13 protein-coding genes and 1 tRNA gene are annotated in these 16,504 nt (G+C 62.3%); 8 read left to right on the forward strand and 6 right to left on the reverse strand.

Going from position 1 to position 16,504, the window contains the following annotated elements; genetic code table 11:
* On the reverse strand, positions 1–4,942 hold a 4,942-nt coding region (locus J5M58_RS12860; RefSeq protein ID WP_207878307.1), incomplete at its 3' end, for a retention module-containing protein.
* Positions 4,943–5,883: 941 nt separating this feature from the next.
* Positions 5,884–5,971: transfer RNA gene (locus J5M58_RS12865), tRNA-Ser, on the reverse strand.
* 134 nt (positions 5,972–6,105) lie between these two features.
* On the opposite strand from J5M58_RS12865, the gene J5M58_RS12870 reads away from it, so the two are divergent.
* The 8 genes from J5M58_RS12870 to J5M58_RS12905 all read left to right on the forward strand — a co-directional run bounded on the left by J5M58_RS12870 (position 6,106) and on the right by J5M58_RS12905 (position 11,987).
* Positions 6,106–6,777 carry a Bax inhibitor-1/YccA family protein gene (locus J5M58_RS12870; RefSeq protein WP_003251184.1) on the forward strand — a complete coding sequence of 224 codons (672 nt, stop codon included), beginning with the start codon at positions 6,106–6,108 and terminating at the stop codon, positions 6,775–6,777.
* Between the two features lie 293 nt (positions 6,778–7,070).
* Positions 7,071–8,450: a nucleobase:cation symporter-2 family protein gene (locus J5M58_RS12875; RefSeq protein WP_112252818.1), complete on the forward strand. Its 1,380-nt coding sequence runs from the start codon at positions 7,071–7,073 to the stop codon at positions 8,448–8,450.
* A gap of 102 nt (positions 8,451–8,552) precedes the next feature.
* Positions 8,553–8,945 carry a sulfurtransferase complex subunit TusD gene (tusD, locus tag J5M58_RS12880; protein WP_112252819.1) on the forward strand — a complete coding sequence of 131 codons (393 nt, stop codon included), beginning with the start codon at positions 8,553–8,555 and terminating at the stop codon, positions 8,943–8,945.
* Between the two features lies 1 nt (position 8,946).
* Positions 8,947–9,306, forward strand: coding sequence for a sulfurtransferase complex subunit TusC (gene tusC / locus J5M58_RS12885; RefSeq protein ID WP_112252820.1), 360 nt, complete (start codon positions 8,947–8,949; stop codon positions 9,304–9,306).
* Entirely contained in the window at positions 9,306–9,602 is a 297-nt protein-coding gene (tusB, locus tag J5M58_RS12890; protein WP_112252821.1) for a sulfurtransferase complex subunit TusB, read from the forward strand. The genes tusC and tusB overlap by 1 nt, the downstream gene beginning before the upstream one ends.
* Positions 9,599–9,934 (forward strand): TusE/DsrC/DsvC family sulfur relay protein, encoded by a 336-nt coding sequence (locus tag J5M58_RS12895; RefSeq protein ID WP_112252822.1) that lies wholly within the window; start codon positions 9,599–9,601, stop codon positions 9,932–9,934. Before tusB ends, J5M58_RS12895 begins: the two co-directional genes overlap by 4 nt.
* The gene (locus J5M58_RS12900) at positions 9,931–10,935 is read left to right on the forward strand and encodes a glycosyl transferase family protein (protein ID WP_207878309.1); all 1,005 of its coding nucleotides are present in this window, start codon (positions 9,931–9,933) and stop codon (positions 10,933–10,935) included. The genes J5M58_RS12895 and J5M58_RS12900 overlap by 4 nt, the downstream gene beginning before the upstream one ends.
* 92 nt (positions 10,936–11,027) lie before the next feature.
* Complete coding sequence (locus tag J5M58_RS12905; RefSeq protein ID WP_207878311.1) at positions 11,028–11,987, forward strand: glutathione S-transferase family protein; 960 nt, start codon at positions 11,028–11,030, stop codon at positions 11,985–11,987.
* A gap of 116 nt (positions 11,988–12,103) precedes the next feature.
* Here the strand turns inward: J5M58_RS12905 and cysG are convergent, their stop codons facing one another.
* The 4 genes from cysG to J5M58_RS12925 are packed head-to-tail and all read right to left on the reverse strand — an operon-like array spanning position 12,104 to position 16,503.
* A complete protein-coding gene (gene cysG / locus J5M58_RS12910) occupies positions 12,104–13,495 on the reverse strand; it encodes a siroheme synthase CysG (RefSeq protein WP_207878313.1) in 1,392 nt (463 codons plus the stop codon).
* Entirely contained in the window at positions 13,496–14,776 is a 1,281-nt protein-coding gene (gene serS, locus J5M58_RS12915; protein WP_112252826.1) for a serine--tRNA ligase, read from the reverse strand.
* A 30-nt stretch (positions 14,777–14,806) separates the two neighbouring features.
* Positions 14,807–15,181, reverse strand: coding sequence for a fluoride efflux transporter CrcB (gene crcB, locus J5M58_RS12920; RefSeq protein WP_112252827.1), 375 nt, complete (start codon positions 15,179–15,181; stop codon positions 14,807–14,809).
* On the reverse strand, positions 15,178–16,503 hold the full coding sequence (locus J5M58_RS12925; protein ID WP_112252828.1) for a replication-associated recombination protein A: 1,326 nt from the start codon (positions 16,501–16,503) through the stop codon (positions 15,178–15,180). Before J5M58_RS12925 ends, crcB begins: the two co-directional genes overlap by 4 nt.
* Position 16,504 lies beyond the last annotated feature (1 nt).

Here is a 16,504-nt window from a genome sequence, read left to right on the forward strand (position 1 = left end):
CAGGACCGGTCAGGGTGATGGTGTAGGTCACCGCCTGGCCTTCCACTGCCGGGTTCGGCGAGATGCTCAGCTCGGCCTTCACAGTGTCGACGGTATCGCTCACGGTGACGGTCGTGGTAGCGCTGGTATTCAGGTTTTCGAAGTTGTGGTTGCCCGCGTTCGTCACGCTGATGGTCTGGGTTTCGCCGTCCTTGAAGACGTCATCGCTCTGCGCCACGAACGGTGCGGTGGTCGCAGTGGTGGCATCCTTGGCGAAGCTCAGGGTCTGGCCGTTGCTCAGGGTGACGGTGAAGGCCTGGCCCGCTGGGTGACTCAGGGTACCGGTGATGGTTGTGGTGTTGCCTTCCAGCACGGCGTTGCCGGTGAGGGTCAGCGTAACTTCGTCACCTCCATTCGGAGTGCCTGGAGCGCCCGGGTTACCAGGGGTGCCCGGCTCGTCGGTGATCTCCAGTATCACCGGATCGCCTTTGACCAGGTTTTCAAAGACCTGTTTGCCTGTGCCTTGCTCGGTGATGCCGGAGATAGCAATGCTCGCAGCACTGCTGCCCACATAGACGTCGTTCGCCAGGTTGGCGGTTTGCGAAGCGCTGATCTGGCCTGCAGGGATGTTGATCACCTCGCCGTTGCTCAGAGTGATGGACAAACCACCGTGCTGACTCAGGTCGGCACCGGCAGGACCGGTCAGGGTGATGGTGTAGGTCACCGCCTGCCCTTCCACTGCCGGGTTCGGCGAAATGCTCAGCTCGGCCTTCACGGTGTTGATGGTATCGGTGACCGTGAGGGCCGTAGTGGCGCTGGTGTTCAGGTTTTCGAAGTTGTGGTTGCCCGCATTCGTCACGCTGATGGCCTGGGTTTCGCCGTCCTTGAAGACGTCATCGCTCTGCGCCACGAACGGTGCGGTGGTCGCAGTGGTGGCGTCCTTGGCGAAGGTCAAGGTCTGACCGTTGCTCAGGGTGACGGTGAAGGCCTGGCCCGCTGGGTGGCTCAGGGTACCGGTAATAGTGGTCTGCCCCCCTTCCTGCACGGCATTGCCGGTCAGGGTCAGCGTCACTGCATCGCCGCCATTCGGTGTGCCCGGGGCGCCAGGATTGCCGGGGGTGCCCGGCTCGTCGGTGATCTGCAGAGTCACCGGGTCGCCTTTGACCAGATTCTCGAAGACCTGTTTGCCCGTGCCTTGCTCGGTGATCCCGTTGATGGCGATGCTCGGGGCACTGCTGCCCACATAGACGTCGTCCGCCAGGTTAGCGGTTTGCGAAGCGCTGACCTGGCCCGCAGGGATGTTGATCACCTCGCCGTTGCTCAGAGTGATGGACAAACCACCGTGCTGACTCAGGTCGGCACCGGCAGGACCGGTCAGGGTGATGGTGTAGGTCACCGCCTGCCCTTCCACTGCCGGGTTCGGCGAAATGCTCAGCTCGGCCTTCACGGTGTTGATGGTATCGGTGACCGTGAGGGCCGTAGTGGCGCTGGTGTTCAGGTTTTCGAAGTTGTGGTTGCCCGCATTCGTCACGCTGATGGTCTGGGTTTCGCCGTCCTTGAACACGTCATCGCTCTGCGCCACGAACGGTGCGGTGGTCGCGGTGGTGGCGTCCTTGGTGAAGCTCAAGGTCTGGCCGTTGCTCAAGGTGACGGTGAAGGCCTGGCCCGCTGGGTGACTCAGGGTACCGGTGATGGTTGTGGTGTTGCCTTCCAGCACGGCGTTGCCGGTGAGGGTCAGCGTAACTTCGTCACCTCCATTCGGAGTGCCTGGAGCGCCCGGGTTACCAGGGGTGCCCGGCTCGTCGGTGATCTCCAGTATCACCGGATCGCCTTTGACCAGGTTTTCAAAGACCTGTTTGCCTGTGCCTTGCTCGGTGATGCCGGAGATAGCAATGCTCGCAGCACTGCTGCCCACATAGACGTCGTTCGCCAGGTTGGCGGTTTGCGAAGCGCTGATCTGGCCTGCAGGGATGTTGATCACCTCGCCGTTGCTCAGCGCGATGGACAGACCACCGTGCTGACTCAGGTCGGCACCGGCAGGACCGGTCAGGGTGATGGTGTAGGTCACCGCCTGGCCTTCCACTGCCGGGTTCGGCGAGATGCTCAGCTCGGCCTTCACAGTGTCGACGGTATCGCTCACGGTGACGGTCGTGGTAGCGCTGGTGTTCAGGTTTTCGAAGTTGTGGTTGCCCGCATTCGTCACGCTGATGGCCTGGGTTTCGCCGTCCTTGAACACGTCATCGCTCTGCGCCACGAACGGTGCGGTGGTCGCGGTGGTAGCGTCCTTAGCGAAGATCAGGGTCTGGCCGTTGCTCAGGGTGACGGTGAAGGCCTGGCCCGCTGGGTGGCTCAGGGTGCCGGTAATAGTGGTCTGCCCCCCTTCCTGCACGGCATTGCCCGTCAGGGTCAGCGTCACTGCATCGCCGCCATTCGATGTGCCCGGGGCGCCAGGATTGCCGGGGGTGCCCGGCTCGTCGGTGATCTGCAGGGTCACCGGGTCGCCTTTGACCAGGTTTTCAAAGACCTGTTTGCCCGTGCCTTGCTCGGTGATCCCGGAGATGGCGATGCTTGGGGCACTGTTGCCGACATAGACGTTGTCCGCCAGAACACCCGACTGCGAGCCACTGATCTGCCCGGCTGCGATGTGGACCACCTTACCGTTGCTCAGCTCGATATCCAGGCCGCCGTGCTGGGTCAGGTCGGCGCCGGCCGGGCCGGTCAGGGTGATGGTGTAAGTCACTGCCTGGCCTTCCATCGCCGGGTTCGGCGAAATGCTCAGCTCGGCCTTCACGGTGTCGACGGTGTCGCTCACGGTAATCGTCGTGGTGGCGCTGGTGTTCAGGTTTTCGAAGTTGTGGCTACCGGCATCGGTCACGATGATGGTCTGGGTTTCGCCGTCCTTGAACACGTCATCGCTCTGCGCCACGAACGGTGCGGTGGTCGCGGTATGCGCGCCCTCCGCAAAGGTCAGGGTCTGGCCGTTGCTCAGGGTTACGGTGAACGCTGGGCCTGCCGGGTGGCTCAGGGTACCGGTGATGGTCGTGGTGTTGCCTTCCTGCACGGTGTTGCCCGTCAGGGTCAGCGTCACTTCATCGCCGCCATTCGGTGTGCCTGGAGTGCCAGGGTTGCCGGGGGTGCCCGGCTCGTCGGTGATCTGCAGGGTCACCGGGTCGCCTTTGATCAGGTTTTCAAAGACCTGCTTGCCCGTGCCTTGCTCGGTGATCCCGGAGATGGCGATGCCTGGGGCACTGTTGCCGACATAGACGTTGTCCGCCAGGACGCCCGACTGCGAGCCACTGACCTGGCCCGCAGGGATGTTGATCACCTCGCCGTTGCTCAGGGTGATGGACAGACCACCGTGCTGACTCAGGTCGGCACCGGCAGGACCGGTCAGGGTGATGGTGTAGGTCACCGCCTGGCCTTCCACTGCCGGGTTCGGCGAAATGCTCAGCTCGGCCTTCACGGTGTTGATGGTATCGGTGACCGTGAGGGCCGTGGTGGCGCTGGTGTTCAGGTTTTCGAAGTTGTGGTTGCCCGCATTTGTCACGCTGACGGTCTGGGTTTCGCCATCCTTGAACACGTCATCGCTCTGCGCCACAAACGGTGCGGTGGTCGCGATGGTGGCGTCCTTGGCAAAGCTCAGGGTCTGGCCGTTGCTCAGGGTGACGGTGAAGGCTTGGCCGGCCGGGTGGCTTAGAGTACCGGTTATGGTGGTCTGCCCCCCTTCCTGCACCGCGTTGCCGGTCAGGGTCAGCGTCACTGCATCGCCACCATTCGGCGTGCCTGGAGTGCCAGGGTTGCCTGGCGTGCCCGGCTCATCGGTGATCTGCAGGGTCACCGGGTCGCCTTTGATCAGGTTTTCAAAGACCTGCTTGCCTGTACCTTGCTCGGTGATGCTGTTGATGGCGATACTCGGAGCACTACTGCCGATATAGACGTCGTTCGCCAGGTTGGCGGTTTGCGAAGCGCTGATCTGGCCCGCAGGGATGTTGATCACCTCGCCGTTGCTCAGGGTGATGGACAGACCACCGTGTTGAGTCAAATCGGCACCGGCAGGACCGGTCAGGGTAATGGTGTAAGTCACCGCCTGCCCTTCCACTGCCGGATTCGGTGAGATACTCAGCTCGGCCCTCACGGTGTCGACAGTATCGGTCACAGTGAGGATAGAAGTTGCACCGGTATTGAGGCTGCCAAAGCCATGATCGCCGGCATTGGTGACGGTGATGTTCTGGATTTCACCGTCCCGGAACACATCATCGCTCTGGGCAGTGAACTCACCGGTCGTTGCGACCGTTTCACCTGCTTTGAACGACAAGGTCTGGCCATTGCTCAGGGTCACCGTGAAATCCTTGCCTGCCGGCTGGCTCAGGGTACCGGTAATACTGGTCAGGCCCCCTTCCTGCACATTGGTGCTGCTCAGGGTCAGCGTGGCCGCAATGGGCTGAGGCTCGGGTTGTACCTCAGGTACCTGCTGTACCGGTGTCGAATTGCCGACGAATTCCCGAGTCGGTTCAACAGCAACGCCAAGTGGCCCGGTGGGGAAACCAATGGTGGGGGCAACCGACCCGCCCACTGCGTCAAGCATCACAAACGAGTGGCCGCCCCCGATGCCACCAGGGTTCGCACCTGCCCCCGTTGGGCCTGCTGCGGTCGCTTCGAGCGCGGTTGTCGGGTCAGCACCGGCGGCGATGGCTTGTTGCAACTCGTCGACGGAGGGTGCGGCCTGCGCACTGGCTGCGCTCAGGTCGGCCACGCTATCTGGAGCATCGGCGCTCCACTGGGTATCGCGCCCCAGATCGAGGATGCGTCCATCGGCCAGTTCCAAGCTCACCGCGCCACCGGGGCCGGTCTGGATCTGTTCACCCGCGAACACTCGATCCCCTTCCACAAGCACACGCTGGGTGCCCTCTGGGGAAATGGCGATTACCTGGCCAACAACACTTTTGACTATGGCGATGCTCAAGGCGGCTCTCCCGGGTAACGTGTGCGATTGGCTTCCATGTTCGGCCATGCTTCGAGTGTTGTCGGCTGGCTACAAGGATGGTTTATTTTTATTGGTGCTTGTTTTTTTGGCGTCAACTATCAGTCTTTTAAATTCAACTTTTATATAACACCGCTATCGATCCCACTTACTCAATAATATGCAACAAAACAAATAATGGCCTAATGACATTTTGGTATTAAAGGCTACATTTTTTGCTTCTACCTGCACTTTCAAGCATGCTGCTCGAAATTCGGGAAATTGATAGTAGCCGCAAAAATGCGAGTGTTACTCGTTTCCTTTATTCCGGTTGGCCTTACCCGTTCCGTGCCTGTGCAAAGCCTGCACTAAGTGTCAGGTTCTGAAACAGGCCCAAACTTGTTCAGGCCAGCCGATGGTCTGGAATCACGAGGTGTTCAGCAGCGACCCGTTGCTTTTCAGAGCCAGTTCGAGGCTGCTCGGCCATCTACGTAAGTTATACAACCATTATGACGCGACAAGATATTGGCTCGTACCGAGTGCAAAATATTGGCGCATGTAAAATTGCACGCCGGTCATGAGAACCCATCAACAATCCGACGGGAACCGACACGTACAGTTATCGTAATGGGGCAACGGTAGATCACCCGGATAGACTCAGTCGTCTACAGACCGGTTACCGGACAATGAATTTATGCGGGTTGGTGTGGAAGCAAATTTGTCGGGCTATTACAGTCAGACGCGAAAGCCTGTAAACGTGAACGAGCGGCAAGCTTATCGCACTGAACCCATTCTGCGATTGGAACGCTGGTCGAGCGCGCAACTCGCTTCAACCTGCTCGTCCATCTACCTCACGAGGGAGGCCAAAGGCTTGCTCCCGGGTGAAGGAGCAGGCCCAAGAAACAAAAAAGCCCTGAATAAATCAGGGCTTTAATGAGGAATGATGGCGGAAGCGTAGAGATTCGAACTCTAGGATAGTTGCCCATCGACGGTTTTCAAGACCGTTGCCTTAAACCACTCGGCCACGCTTCCAGCTCGTTTTGCGGCCGCCATAATACCGTAATGAAACAAGCTGTCAAACTCTCTGTGTCGCGGGTTGCGGCAGCTCTGATAGACTCCTAGCATCTGAACGTCTGAAAACCACAGGTTTACCAAGGAGTGTCGCCATGCGCGAACAGGATTACGCCGTACACCACGGCCAGCAGGTCGAGCAGCAGGAGATCAGCAAGGTCCTGCGCAACACGTACAGCCTGCTGGCGCTCACCCTCGCCTTCAGCGGTGTCATGGCCTTCGTGGCCCAGCAGATGCGCGTCGGCTACCCGAACGTGTTCGTGGTGCTGATCGGCTTCTACGGGCTGTTCTTCCTTACCAACAAGCTTCGTGATTCGGCCTGGGGACTGGTGTCCACCTTTGCCCTCACCGGTTTCATGGGCTTCATCCTCGGCCCTATCCTCAACCGCTACCTGGGCATGGCCGGTGGCGCCGAGGTGGTCAGCTCGGCATTTGCCATGACTGCTCTGGTCTTCGGTGGCCTGTCGGCTTATGTGCTGATCACTCGCAAGGACATGAGCTTCCTCAGCGGCTTCATCACTGCGGGCTTCTTTGTCCTGCTGGGCGCTGTCGTGGCCAGCTTCTTCTTCCAGATCAGCGGCCTGCAACTGGCGATCAGCGCTGGCTTCGTGCTGTTCTCGTCGGTCTGCATCCTGTTCCAGACCAGCGCGATCATTCACGGTGGCGAGCGTAACTACATCATGGCGACCATCAGCCTGTATGTGTCGATCTACAACCTGTTTGTCAGCCTGCTGCAGCTGTTTGGCATCATGGGTCGTGATGACTGATTGAATGCTGCAATAGAAAGCCCGCTTCGGCGGGCTTTTTTTGTGGGAGCGGGTTTACCCGCGAACACCGGCGCAGCCGGTGCCAGGCACCGCATTGGTTTCTTCGCGGGAGAACCCGCTCCCACAGGGTCCGCGCAGGTTTCAGGCTTGAACAAACAGTACCAATAACTGACCATGAAGTCAGATAAACGGGCAAATGGTCGTCGATCATGCCGCCATCGTGCTTTTCTCTACCCCAATTCGCCATCACCCCGTAGAATGCGCTCCTTTTTTCTCCGGGGCAGCTTTTCGCAATGAGCTCACACGAACACAGCCCAGGCGCGGCGGCGCCTACCAATGAACTGGTGCTTGGTCTGGAGGACAAGCCACGGCTGTTGATCGGCCTGCTGGCAGCGCTGCAGCACCTGCTGGCGATCATCGTGCCGATCGTCACCCCTGGCCTGCTGATTTGCCAGGCGCTGGGTGTTTCGGCACGGGATACCAACCTGATCGTCTCCATGTCGCTGGTCATTTCGGGTATTGCCACCTTCGTCCAGTGCAAACGCTTCGGGCCGTTCGGTGCCGGGCTGCTGATCGTCCAGGGCACCAGCTTCAACTTCGTCGGCCCGCTGATTGCCGGCGGGGCGCTGATGGTCAAGCAAGGTACGCCGGTAGAAGGCGTGATGGCGGCCATCTTTGGCGTGGTAATCGCCGGCTCGTTCGTCGAGATGGGCGTGTCGCGCATCCTGCCCTTCGTCAAACGCCTGATTACCCCGCTGGTAACTGGCATCGTGGTGCTGATGATCGGCCTGACCCTTATCAAGGTCGGGCTGATCAGCATGGGCGGTGGTTTCGGCGCCATGGCCAATGGCACCTTCGCCAATGGCGAGAACCTGCTGCTGTCGGGCGTGGTGCTGGCGATCATCGTCATCCTCAACCGTATCCCGGTGGTGTGGATGCGCAGCTGCGCCATCGTTATCGCCCTGGCGGTCGGCTATGCGCTGGCCGGCTACCTGGGCCGCCTGGATTTCACCGGCATGCATGAAGCCGCGCTGTTCCAGGTGCCCACGCCGCTGCACTTCGGCCTGAGCTTTTCCTGGGCACTGTTCATCCCGATGCTGGTGATCTACCTGGTAACTTCGCTGGAAGCCATCGGTGACGTTACCGCCACCAGCAAAGTGTCGCGCCAGCCGGTCGAGGGGCCTGTGTGGATGCAGCGGATCAAGGGCGGTGTGTTGGTCAATGGGGCCAACTCGCTGCTGGCCGGCTTGTTCAACACCTTCCCAAGCTCGATCTTTGCCCAGAACAATGGCGTAATTCAGCTGACCGGGATCGCCAGCCGCCATATCGGAATGTGGATTGCCGTGATGCTGGTGCTGCTGGGGCTGTTCCCGAGCGTTGCCGGGGTGATTCAAGCGGTGCCGGAACCGGTACTGGGTGGTGCGGCCATGGTCATGTTCGGAGCGGTTGCGGCTTCGGGGATCAATATCCTGGCCAGCACTCGCCTGGACCGTCGTGCCCTGCTGATCATCGCTGTGTCCCTGGCCTTGGGCCTGGGCGTGGCGCAGGTGCCGGAGTTCCTGGCGCATATGCCGGCGGCGATTCGCAATGTGCTGGAGTCGGGCGTGGCTACTGGAGGAATCTGTGCCCTGGTGTTGAACTGGTTCCTGCCGGAGAGCAAGGAACAGGCTTGAGCCTGGAGACAGATGCTTTACAGAAAGCCCGCCCCGCCATGCATAAGCGGGCGCGGGCTTTTTTGCTTTATCATGGCACCATTCCTTTTGCATGAGTTACCCATGAAATTCGCTATCGCGGTGTTCTCCCCGGCCCATGCGCCCTCCTCGCGGCGCGCCCTGCGCTACGCCGAGGCGGTACTGGCCGGCGGGCATGAGATTGCCCGGCTGTTCTTCTATCAGGACGGGGTACACAGTGCCTCGGCCAACGTGGTCGCCCCCCAGGATGAGCTGGATGTGGCCGGCCAATGGCGTGCCTTCATCGAGACCAACCAACTGGACGCAGTGGTGTGCATCGCCGCCGCCCTGCGCCGCGGCGTGCTCGACGAGGCCGAGGCCAACCGCCACCAGCGCCCGGCCGTGAACCTGCCCAAGCCTTGGGAACTGTCGGGGCTTGGCCAGTTGCATGAGGCGGCGCAGGTTGCCGATCGCCTTGTCTGCTTTGGAGGCGACTGAAATGACCAAATCCTTGTTGATCATCAGCCGTCAAGCGCCCTGGAACGGCCCATCGGCCCGCGAAGCATTGGACATCGCCCTGGCGGGCGGCGCGTTCGATCTGCCGCTGGGCATGCTGTTCCTCGACGACGGGGTGTTCCAGCTCGCTGCGGACCAGCAGCCCACCGCTGTGCAACAGAAGAACCTGGCCGCCAACTTGCAGGCGCTACCAATGTTCGGCGTCGAGGAACTGTTCGCCTGCAGCCACAGCCTCACTCGCCGCGGCCTGGCAGCCGACAACCTGGCGCTGCCTGTGCAAGTGCTGGACGATGCGGCCCTGGCCGCACTGATCGCCCGTTTCGACCAGGTGGTAACGCTCTGATGACGACCTTGCATGTAATTGCCCACTCCCCATTTGGCGACGAGCGCCTGGCCAGCTGCCTGCGCCTGCTCGGTGCCGACGATGCCCTGCTGCTGTGCGGCGATGCGGTGTATGCCCTGCGCAGCGGCAGCGAACCGCACCGCCAGCTGCAAGCCGCCGGCCTGGCCCAGCGCCTGTTCGCCCTGGAAGAAGACGTGCAGGCCCGCGCCGCCGACAACGAACTGGCCAAGGCCGTGGACTACTCCGGGTTCGTCGAACTGTCGCTGCATTACGACAAGGTCAACAGCTGGCTATGAATACCCTCAACGTTGGCGATCAGGCGATCGCCCTGGACAAGGACGGCTTCCTGGTCGACCTGCAAGACTGGTCGCATGCCGCCGCCGAGGCTTTGGCCGAGCGCGAGGGCATCCCGCTGACGGCGGACCACTGGGAAATCCTCGAACTGCTGCGCCAGTTCTACCAGGAATACCAGCTGTCCCCGGCCACGCGCCCGCTGATCAAGTACACAGCCCTCAAACTGGGGCCTGACAAGGGCAACAGCCCGCACCTCAACCGCCTGTTCAACGGCACTCCCGCCAAACTGGCCGCCAAGCTGGCAGGCCTGCCCAAGCCGACCAACTGCATATGACAGAACCTCTCCCGCTTACCCTGGAAACCCCAGCCGAACACCCATTCGCCGAGTTCGTGCGCATCCTTGGCAAAGGCAAGCGCGGCGCGCGTGGCCTGACCCGTGAAGAAGCCCGTACGGCCATGACCCTGCTGCTGGAAGGCAAAGTCGAAGATGCCCAGCTTGGTGCCTTTCTCATGCTGCTGCGGCACAAGGAAGAAAGCGCCGAAGAACTGGCCGGCTTCACCGAGGCCGTGCGCGCCCACTTGCAGGCGCCTCACATCGCCGTTGACCTGGACTGGCCCACCTATGCCGGCAAGAAGCGCCACCTGCCGTGGTACCTGCTGGCTGCCAAATGCCTGGCCGACAATGGCGTGCGCACCTTGATGCACGGTGGCGGTGCACACACTGCCGGTCGCATGTACACCGAGCAGCTTCTGTCCTTGCTGGAAATTCCGCTGTGCCGTGACTGGGCTGCGGTCAGCCGCGCCCTGGACGAGCAGCGCCTTGCCTTCTTCCCGCTGCAGGACTGGGCGCCGCAGTTGCAGCGCATGATCGACCTGCGCAATACCCTGGGCCTGCGTTCGCCCATCCATTCGCTGGCCCGGGTACTCAACCCGCTGGCTGCGCGCTGTGGCCTGCAAAGCATCTTCCACCCCGGTTACCAGGCAGTGCACCGCGAGGCCAGCCGCCTGCTGGGCGACCATGCCGTGGTAATCAAGGGTGATGGCGGCGAGATCGAGGTCAACCCCGATGTCATCAGCCATCTGTACGGCACCACCACCGGTGAAACCTGGGACGAGGAATGGCCAGCGCTGAGCGAACGCCGCCACGTGAAACCGCCAAGCCTGGAGCCGCAGCAATTGCTGGCGGTCTGGCGCGGCGAGGCCGAGGACAGCTACGGTGAAATGGCTGTGGTCGCGACCATCGCCCTGGCCCTGCGCGGCCTGGGCCAGGACCGCGAGCAGGCTTTCGCCACGGCACGTGGTTACTGGGGTGCACGCAACCAATCGAATAAGTAGATAGCAAGAGCGCAGTCTTTGCGCTAGTTATTCGAACGTTTTTCCCTAGACTGGGCTCCAACGACAAACAACTTTGTTCCGAGGAGCTCACCATGGGCCTTTTGATCGACGGCCGCTGGCATGACCAGTGGTATGAAAACGGCAAGGACGGCACGTTCAAACGCGAGAATGCCCAACGTCGCAATCAGCTGCCTGCTCCCGAAGCTGGCCGTTACCACCTGTACGTCTCGCTGGCCTGCCCATGGGCGCACCGCACCCTGATCTTCCGCGCCCTCAAGGGCCTGGAGCCATTGATCGACGTGTCGGTGGTCAGCTGGCTGATGCAAGACCATGGCTGGACTTTCGACCAGCAGCAAGGCTCTAGCGGCGACCACCTCGACGCGCTGCAGTACCTGCATCAGCGCTATACCCAGGATGACCCTCACTACACCGGCCGTGTAACCGTACCAGTGCTGTGGGACAAGAAAGAGAAACGCATCGTCAACAACGAGTCGTCGGAGATCATCCGCATCTTCAACAGCGCGTTCAACGAACTGACCGGCAACACGCTGGACCTCTACCCAGAGCCGCTGCGCCCGACCATCGAAGCGCTGAACGGGCGCATCTATCCGGCGGTGAACAACGGCGTGTATCGCGCAGGCTTTGCCACTACGCAGGACGCCTACGAGGCTGCGTTTGACGAAGTGTTCAACGAACTGGACTACTTGGAAGACCTGCTGAGCCGCAATCGCTACCTGGCCGGGGAATACCTGACCGAGGCCGATGTGCGCCTGTTCACCACCCTGGTGCGCTTCGATGCGGTGTACCACGGGCACTTCAAGTGCAACCTGCGTCGCCTGAGCGATTATCACAACCTGTCGAACTGGCTGCGTGAGCTATACCAGTGGCCGGGGGTGGCGGGCACAGTGGACATGGAACATATCCAGAAGCACTACTACATGAGCCACAAGACCATCAACCCGAACGGGATCGTGCCTAAAGGGCCTTTGCAGGACTTTGGCCTGGCACATGATCGGGAGCGGTTGACGGGCAAGGGGATCTGGCAGGTTTGAGACTGCAGGGGCTGCTTTGCAGCCCATCGCGACACAAGGCCGCTCCTACAGGGCATCGCTGTTTCCTGTAGGAGCGGCCTTGTGTCGCGATGGGCCGCAACGCGGCCCCAACGATTTCAGCTGATCTGCGAACCTTCGAACCAGGCCAGCTTGTCACGCAACTGCACCACTTCCCCAACAATCACCAGGGTCGGTGCGTGCACTTCATGCTGGGCCACCAGCTCCGGCAAGTCGGCCAGGGTACCGGTAAACACGCGCTGATTACGCGTCGTCCCCTGTTGCACCAACGCAGCCGGGGTGTTGGCCGCGCGGCCATGGCGAATCAGCTCGGCACAGATGGTCGGCAACCCTACCAGGCCCATGTAGAACACCAAGGTCTGTGCCGGTGCCACCAGGTCATTCCAGGGCAGGTTGCTGGTACCATCCTTAAGGTGCCCGGTCACGAAGCGGACCGACTGGGCATAGTCACGGTGCGTCAGCGGAATCCCACCATAGGCGGAACACCCACTGGCCGCGGTAATGCCCGGCACCACCTGGAAAGGGATGCCCTGCTCGGCCAGCTCTTCGATCTCTTCGCCGCCCCGGCCGAAGATGAACGGGTCGCCGCCTTTCAGGCGCAACACACGCTTGCCCTGCCGGGCCAGATCGACCAGCAGGCGGTTGATCTGGTCCTGAGGCACTGCATGGTCGGCGCGACGCTTGCCCACGTAGATGCGCTCGGCATCGCGACGACACATCTCGATGATCGCCGGTGCTACCAGGCGGTCGTACAGCACCACGTCAGCCTGCTGCATCAGGCGCAAGGCACGGAAGGTCAGCAAGTCCGGATCGCCCGGGCCCGCACCCACCAGGTACACCTCACCACCCTGCTGCACCGGTGCACCGTCGACCATGGCCTGCAACAGGCGCTCGGCCTCGGCGCCTTGCCCGGCCAGCTGGCGCTCGGCAATCGGCCCCTGAAACACGGTTTCCCAGAAGCCACGGCGCTGGTTGACGTCCGGGTACAAGCCCTTGACCTTGTCGCGAAAGCGCGCGGCCAGGCCGGCCAGCTCGCCGTAGGCGGACGGGATCCAGGCCTCCAGCTTGGCGCGAATCAAGCGCGCCAGCACCGGTGCATCACCGCCACTGGACACCGCAACCACCAACGGCGAACGGTCGACGATCGCCGGGAAGATCACCGTGCACAGCGCCGGCGCATCCACCACGTTCACCGGCAGGCTAAGGGCCTGCGCATCCGCCGACACCTGGGCATTGAGCCCAGGGTCGTCAGTGGCGGCGATCACCAGACGACAACCGACCAGGTCGGCAGCCTGATAGCCGCGCACCAGCACCTCGCCGCCACCTTCCCGGGCCAGCGCGGCCAACTGGCCGTCGACATCCGGGGCCACCACGCGCAGCGCGGCGCCGGCATCGGCCAGCAGGCGCGCCTTGCGCAAGGCAATCTCACCGCCGCCAACGACCAGCACGCGGCCGCCCTGCAGCTTGTGGAACAGCGGCAGGTAATCCATTTAGCGGATAACCTCGACGCCGCCCATGTAAGGCTTCAGCACTTCCGGCACACGGATCGAACCGTCGGCCTGCTGGTAGTTTTCCAGTACGGCAACCAAGGTACGGCCTACGGCCAGGCCGGAGCCGTTGAGGGTGTGCACCAGCTCTGGCTTGCCGGTTTCCGGGTTGCGCCAGCGGGCCTGCATGCGACGCGCCTGGAAGTCGCCGCAGTTGGAGCACGAGCTGATTTCGCGGTACTTGTCCTGGCTTGGCACCCACACTTCCAGGTCATAGGTCTTCACGGCACCAAAGCCCATGTCGCCGGTGCACAGGGCCAGCACGCGATACGGCAGCTCCAGCAACTGCAGCACGCGTTCGGCGTTGGCAGTCAGGCCCTCCAGGGCTTCCATCGACTTGGACGGCTCGACTACCTGCACCATCTCGACCTTGTCGAACTGGTGCTGGCGGATCATGCCGCGGGTGTCACGGCCGGAAGCACCGGCTTCGCTGCGGAAGCACGGGGTATGGGCAACCAGCTTCAGAGGCAACTGTTTGGCGTCGAGGATTTCACCGGCCACCAGGTTGGTCAGCGACACTTCGGCGGTCGGGATCAGGTAGAAGTCGGCCTCGCCTTCGCGGCTGATCTTGAACAGGTCTTCCTCGAACTTCGGCAACTGGCCGGTGCCCTGCAGAGCCGGGGCCTGCACCAGGTACGGGGTGTAGTGCTCCTCGTAGCCGTGCTCGCCGGTATGCAGGTTGATCATGAACTGCGCCAGGGCGCGGTGCAGGCGGGCGATCGGGCCACGCAGCACGGCAAAGCGGGCGCCAGACAGCTTGGCGGCCGCTTCGAAGTCCAGGCCACCGCTGACTTCGCCGAGGGCGACATGGTCCTTGATTTCGAAGTCGAAGGCCTTCGGTGTGCCCCAACGGCGCACTTCGACGTTGTCCTCTTCGCTGGCGCCGACCGGTACGCTGGCGTCCGGCAGGTTGGGGATGGTCAGCAGGATGCCATCCAGTTCGGCCTGGATGCCGTCCAGTTCGGCCTTGCCAGCAGCCAGTTCGTTGGCCATGCGCTCAACGTCGGCCATCAGCGGCGCAATGTCCTCGCCCTTGGCCTTGGCCTGGCCGATGGACTTGGAACGGGCGTTACGCTCGGCCTGCAGCTGCTCGGTGCGGGTTTGCACCGCCTTGCGGCGCTCTTCCAGTGATTCGATGCGCGCGACATCCAGGCTGAAGCCACGGGAGGCCAGGCGATCCGCCACTTCCTGAAGTTGGCCGCGTAACAGTTTGGAATCGAGCATATCGTTCTCTCGTTATGTGTAGGTGTTGGTTCAGAATCGGGTCAGGCACAGGCCGGCCCAGGTCGCGAGCAGCCCGCCCACCACGCTGATACCGGTGTAGCCCAAAGCCAGAGGCACTTGCCCGCTTTCCAGCAGGCGTACGGTATCCAGCGAAAAGGAGGAAAAGGTCGTCAGGCCACCGAGGAAGCCGACGATCAGCCCGGCGCGCAGTTCGACCGGCACGACCGGCTTGTGCAGGAACAGGCCATAGAGCAGGCCGATCAGCAGGCAGCCGACCAGGTTGACCGCCAGCGTACCGAGATAGAAGTGCCGTGGCCAGTGGGCAGCCACCCAATTGGTGGTAGCGAAGCGCAACAAGGTACCGGCAATACCACCCGTGCTGACGGCGGCAATCAGTGCAATCACGGTTTTCTCCGCTGGCGGGGGCTGTTGCGGTCAAGGTCGGCCAGGTGGCGCAGCTTCTCGCCAATCTTCAGTTCCAGGCCACGGGGCACCGGCTGGTAGTACTGGCGCGGCTCGAGCTGGTCGGGGAAGTAGTCTTCGCCGGCGGCATAGGCGTCGGGCTCGTCATGGGCATAGCGGTACTCGTCGCCATAGCCCAGCTGCTTCATCAGCTTGGTCGGCGCGTTGCGCAGATGCAGCGGCACTTCCAGCGAGCCGTGTTCGGCAGCCTCGCGCAGGGCGGTCTTGAAGCCCATGTACACCGCATTGCTCTTCGGTGCACAGGCGAGGTAGGTAATGGCCTGAGCGACCGCCAGCTCGCCCTCGGGGCTGCCCAGGCGCTCTTGCACATCCCAGGCCGCCAGGCACAGGCTGAGCGCGCGCGGGTCGGCGTTGCCGATGTCTTCGCTGGCCATGCGCACCACGCGGCGGGCGATGTACAGCGGGTCGCAGCCGCCATCCAGCATGCGCGCGAACCAGTACAGGGCGCCATCGGGGTTGGAGCCGCGTACCGACTTGTGCAGCGCGGAAATCTGGTCGTAGAACGCCTCGCCACCCTTGTCGAAGCGGCGGCGGCTGTCACCGAGCAGGCTCTGCAGCATCTCGACGTCGATCTCGCTGCCGTCTTCAGCCAGGTCCGAGGCGTTTTCCAGGAAGTTGAGCATGCGCCGGCCATCGCCGTCGGCGGCGGCCATCAACATCTTGAAGGCGTCATCGCCAACCCGCAGGTTGCGCTTGCCCAGGCCGCGCTCTTCAGTCAGCGCACGGTTTACCAGTTTGCGCAGCGCCGCCTCGTCCAGGCTCTTGAGCACATACACCCGTGCCCGCGACAGCAGTGCATTGTTCAGCTCGAACGACGGGTTTTCGGTGGTGGCGCCAATGAACAGCAAGGTGCCGTCTTCGACATAGGGCAGGAAGGCATCTTGCTGCGACTTGTTGAAGCGATGCACTTCGTCGACGAACAGGATGGTACGCCGGCCATACTGGCCAGCCTGCTGCTTGGCCACCTCGACCGCCTGGCGAATCTCCTTCACACCAGCCAGCACCGCCGACACCGTTTCGAAGTGCGCATCGCAGAACTGCGCCAGCAGCCGCGCGAGGGTGGTCTTGCCCACCCCCGGCGGCCCCCAGAAGATCATCGAGTGCAGCGCCCCCTGCTCCAGCGCCTCGCGCAGCGGTTTGCCGCGCGCCAGCAGGTGCTCCTGGCCGACGTACTCGTCCAGGTTGGACGGGCGCAGGCGGGCGGCCAGGGGCTGGGCGACGGGTTCGCTTCGAAACAGGTCCATG

Origin of the sequence: Pseudomonas sp. 32_A (genome assembly GCF_017490905.1) — a bacterium.
Taxonomy (GTDB): domain Bacteria; phylum Pseudomonadota; class Gammaproteobacteria; order Pseudomonadales; family Pseudomonadaceae; genus Aquipseudomonas; species Aquipseudomonas inefficax.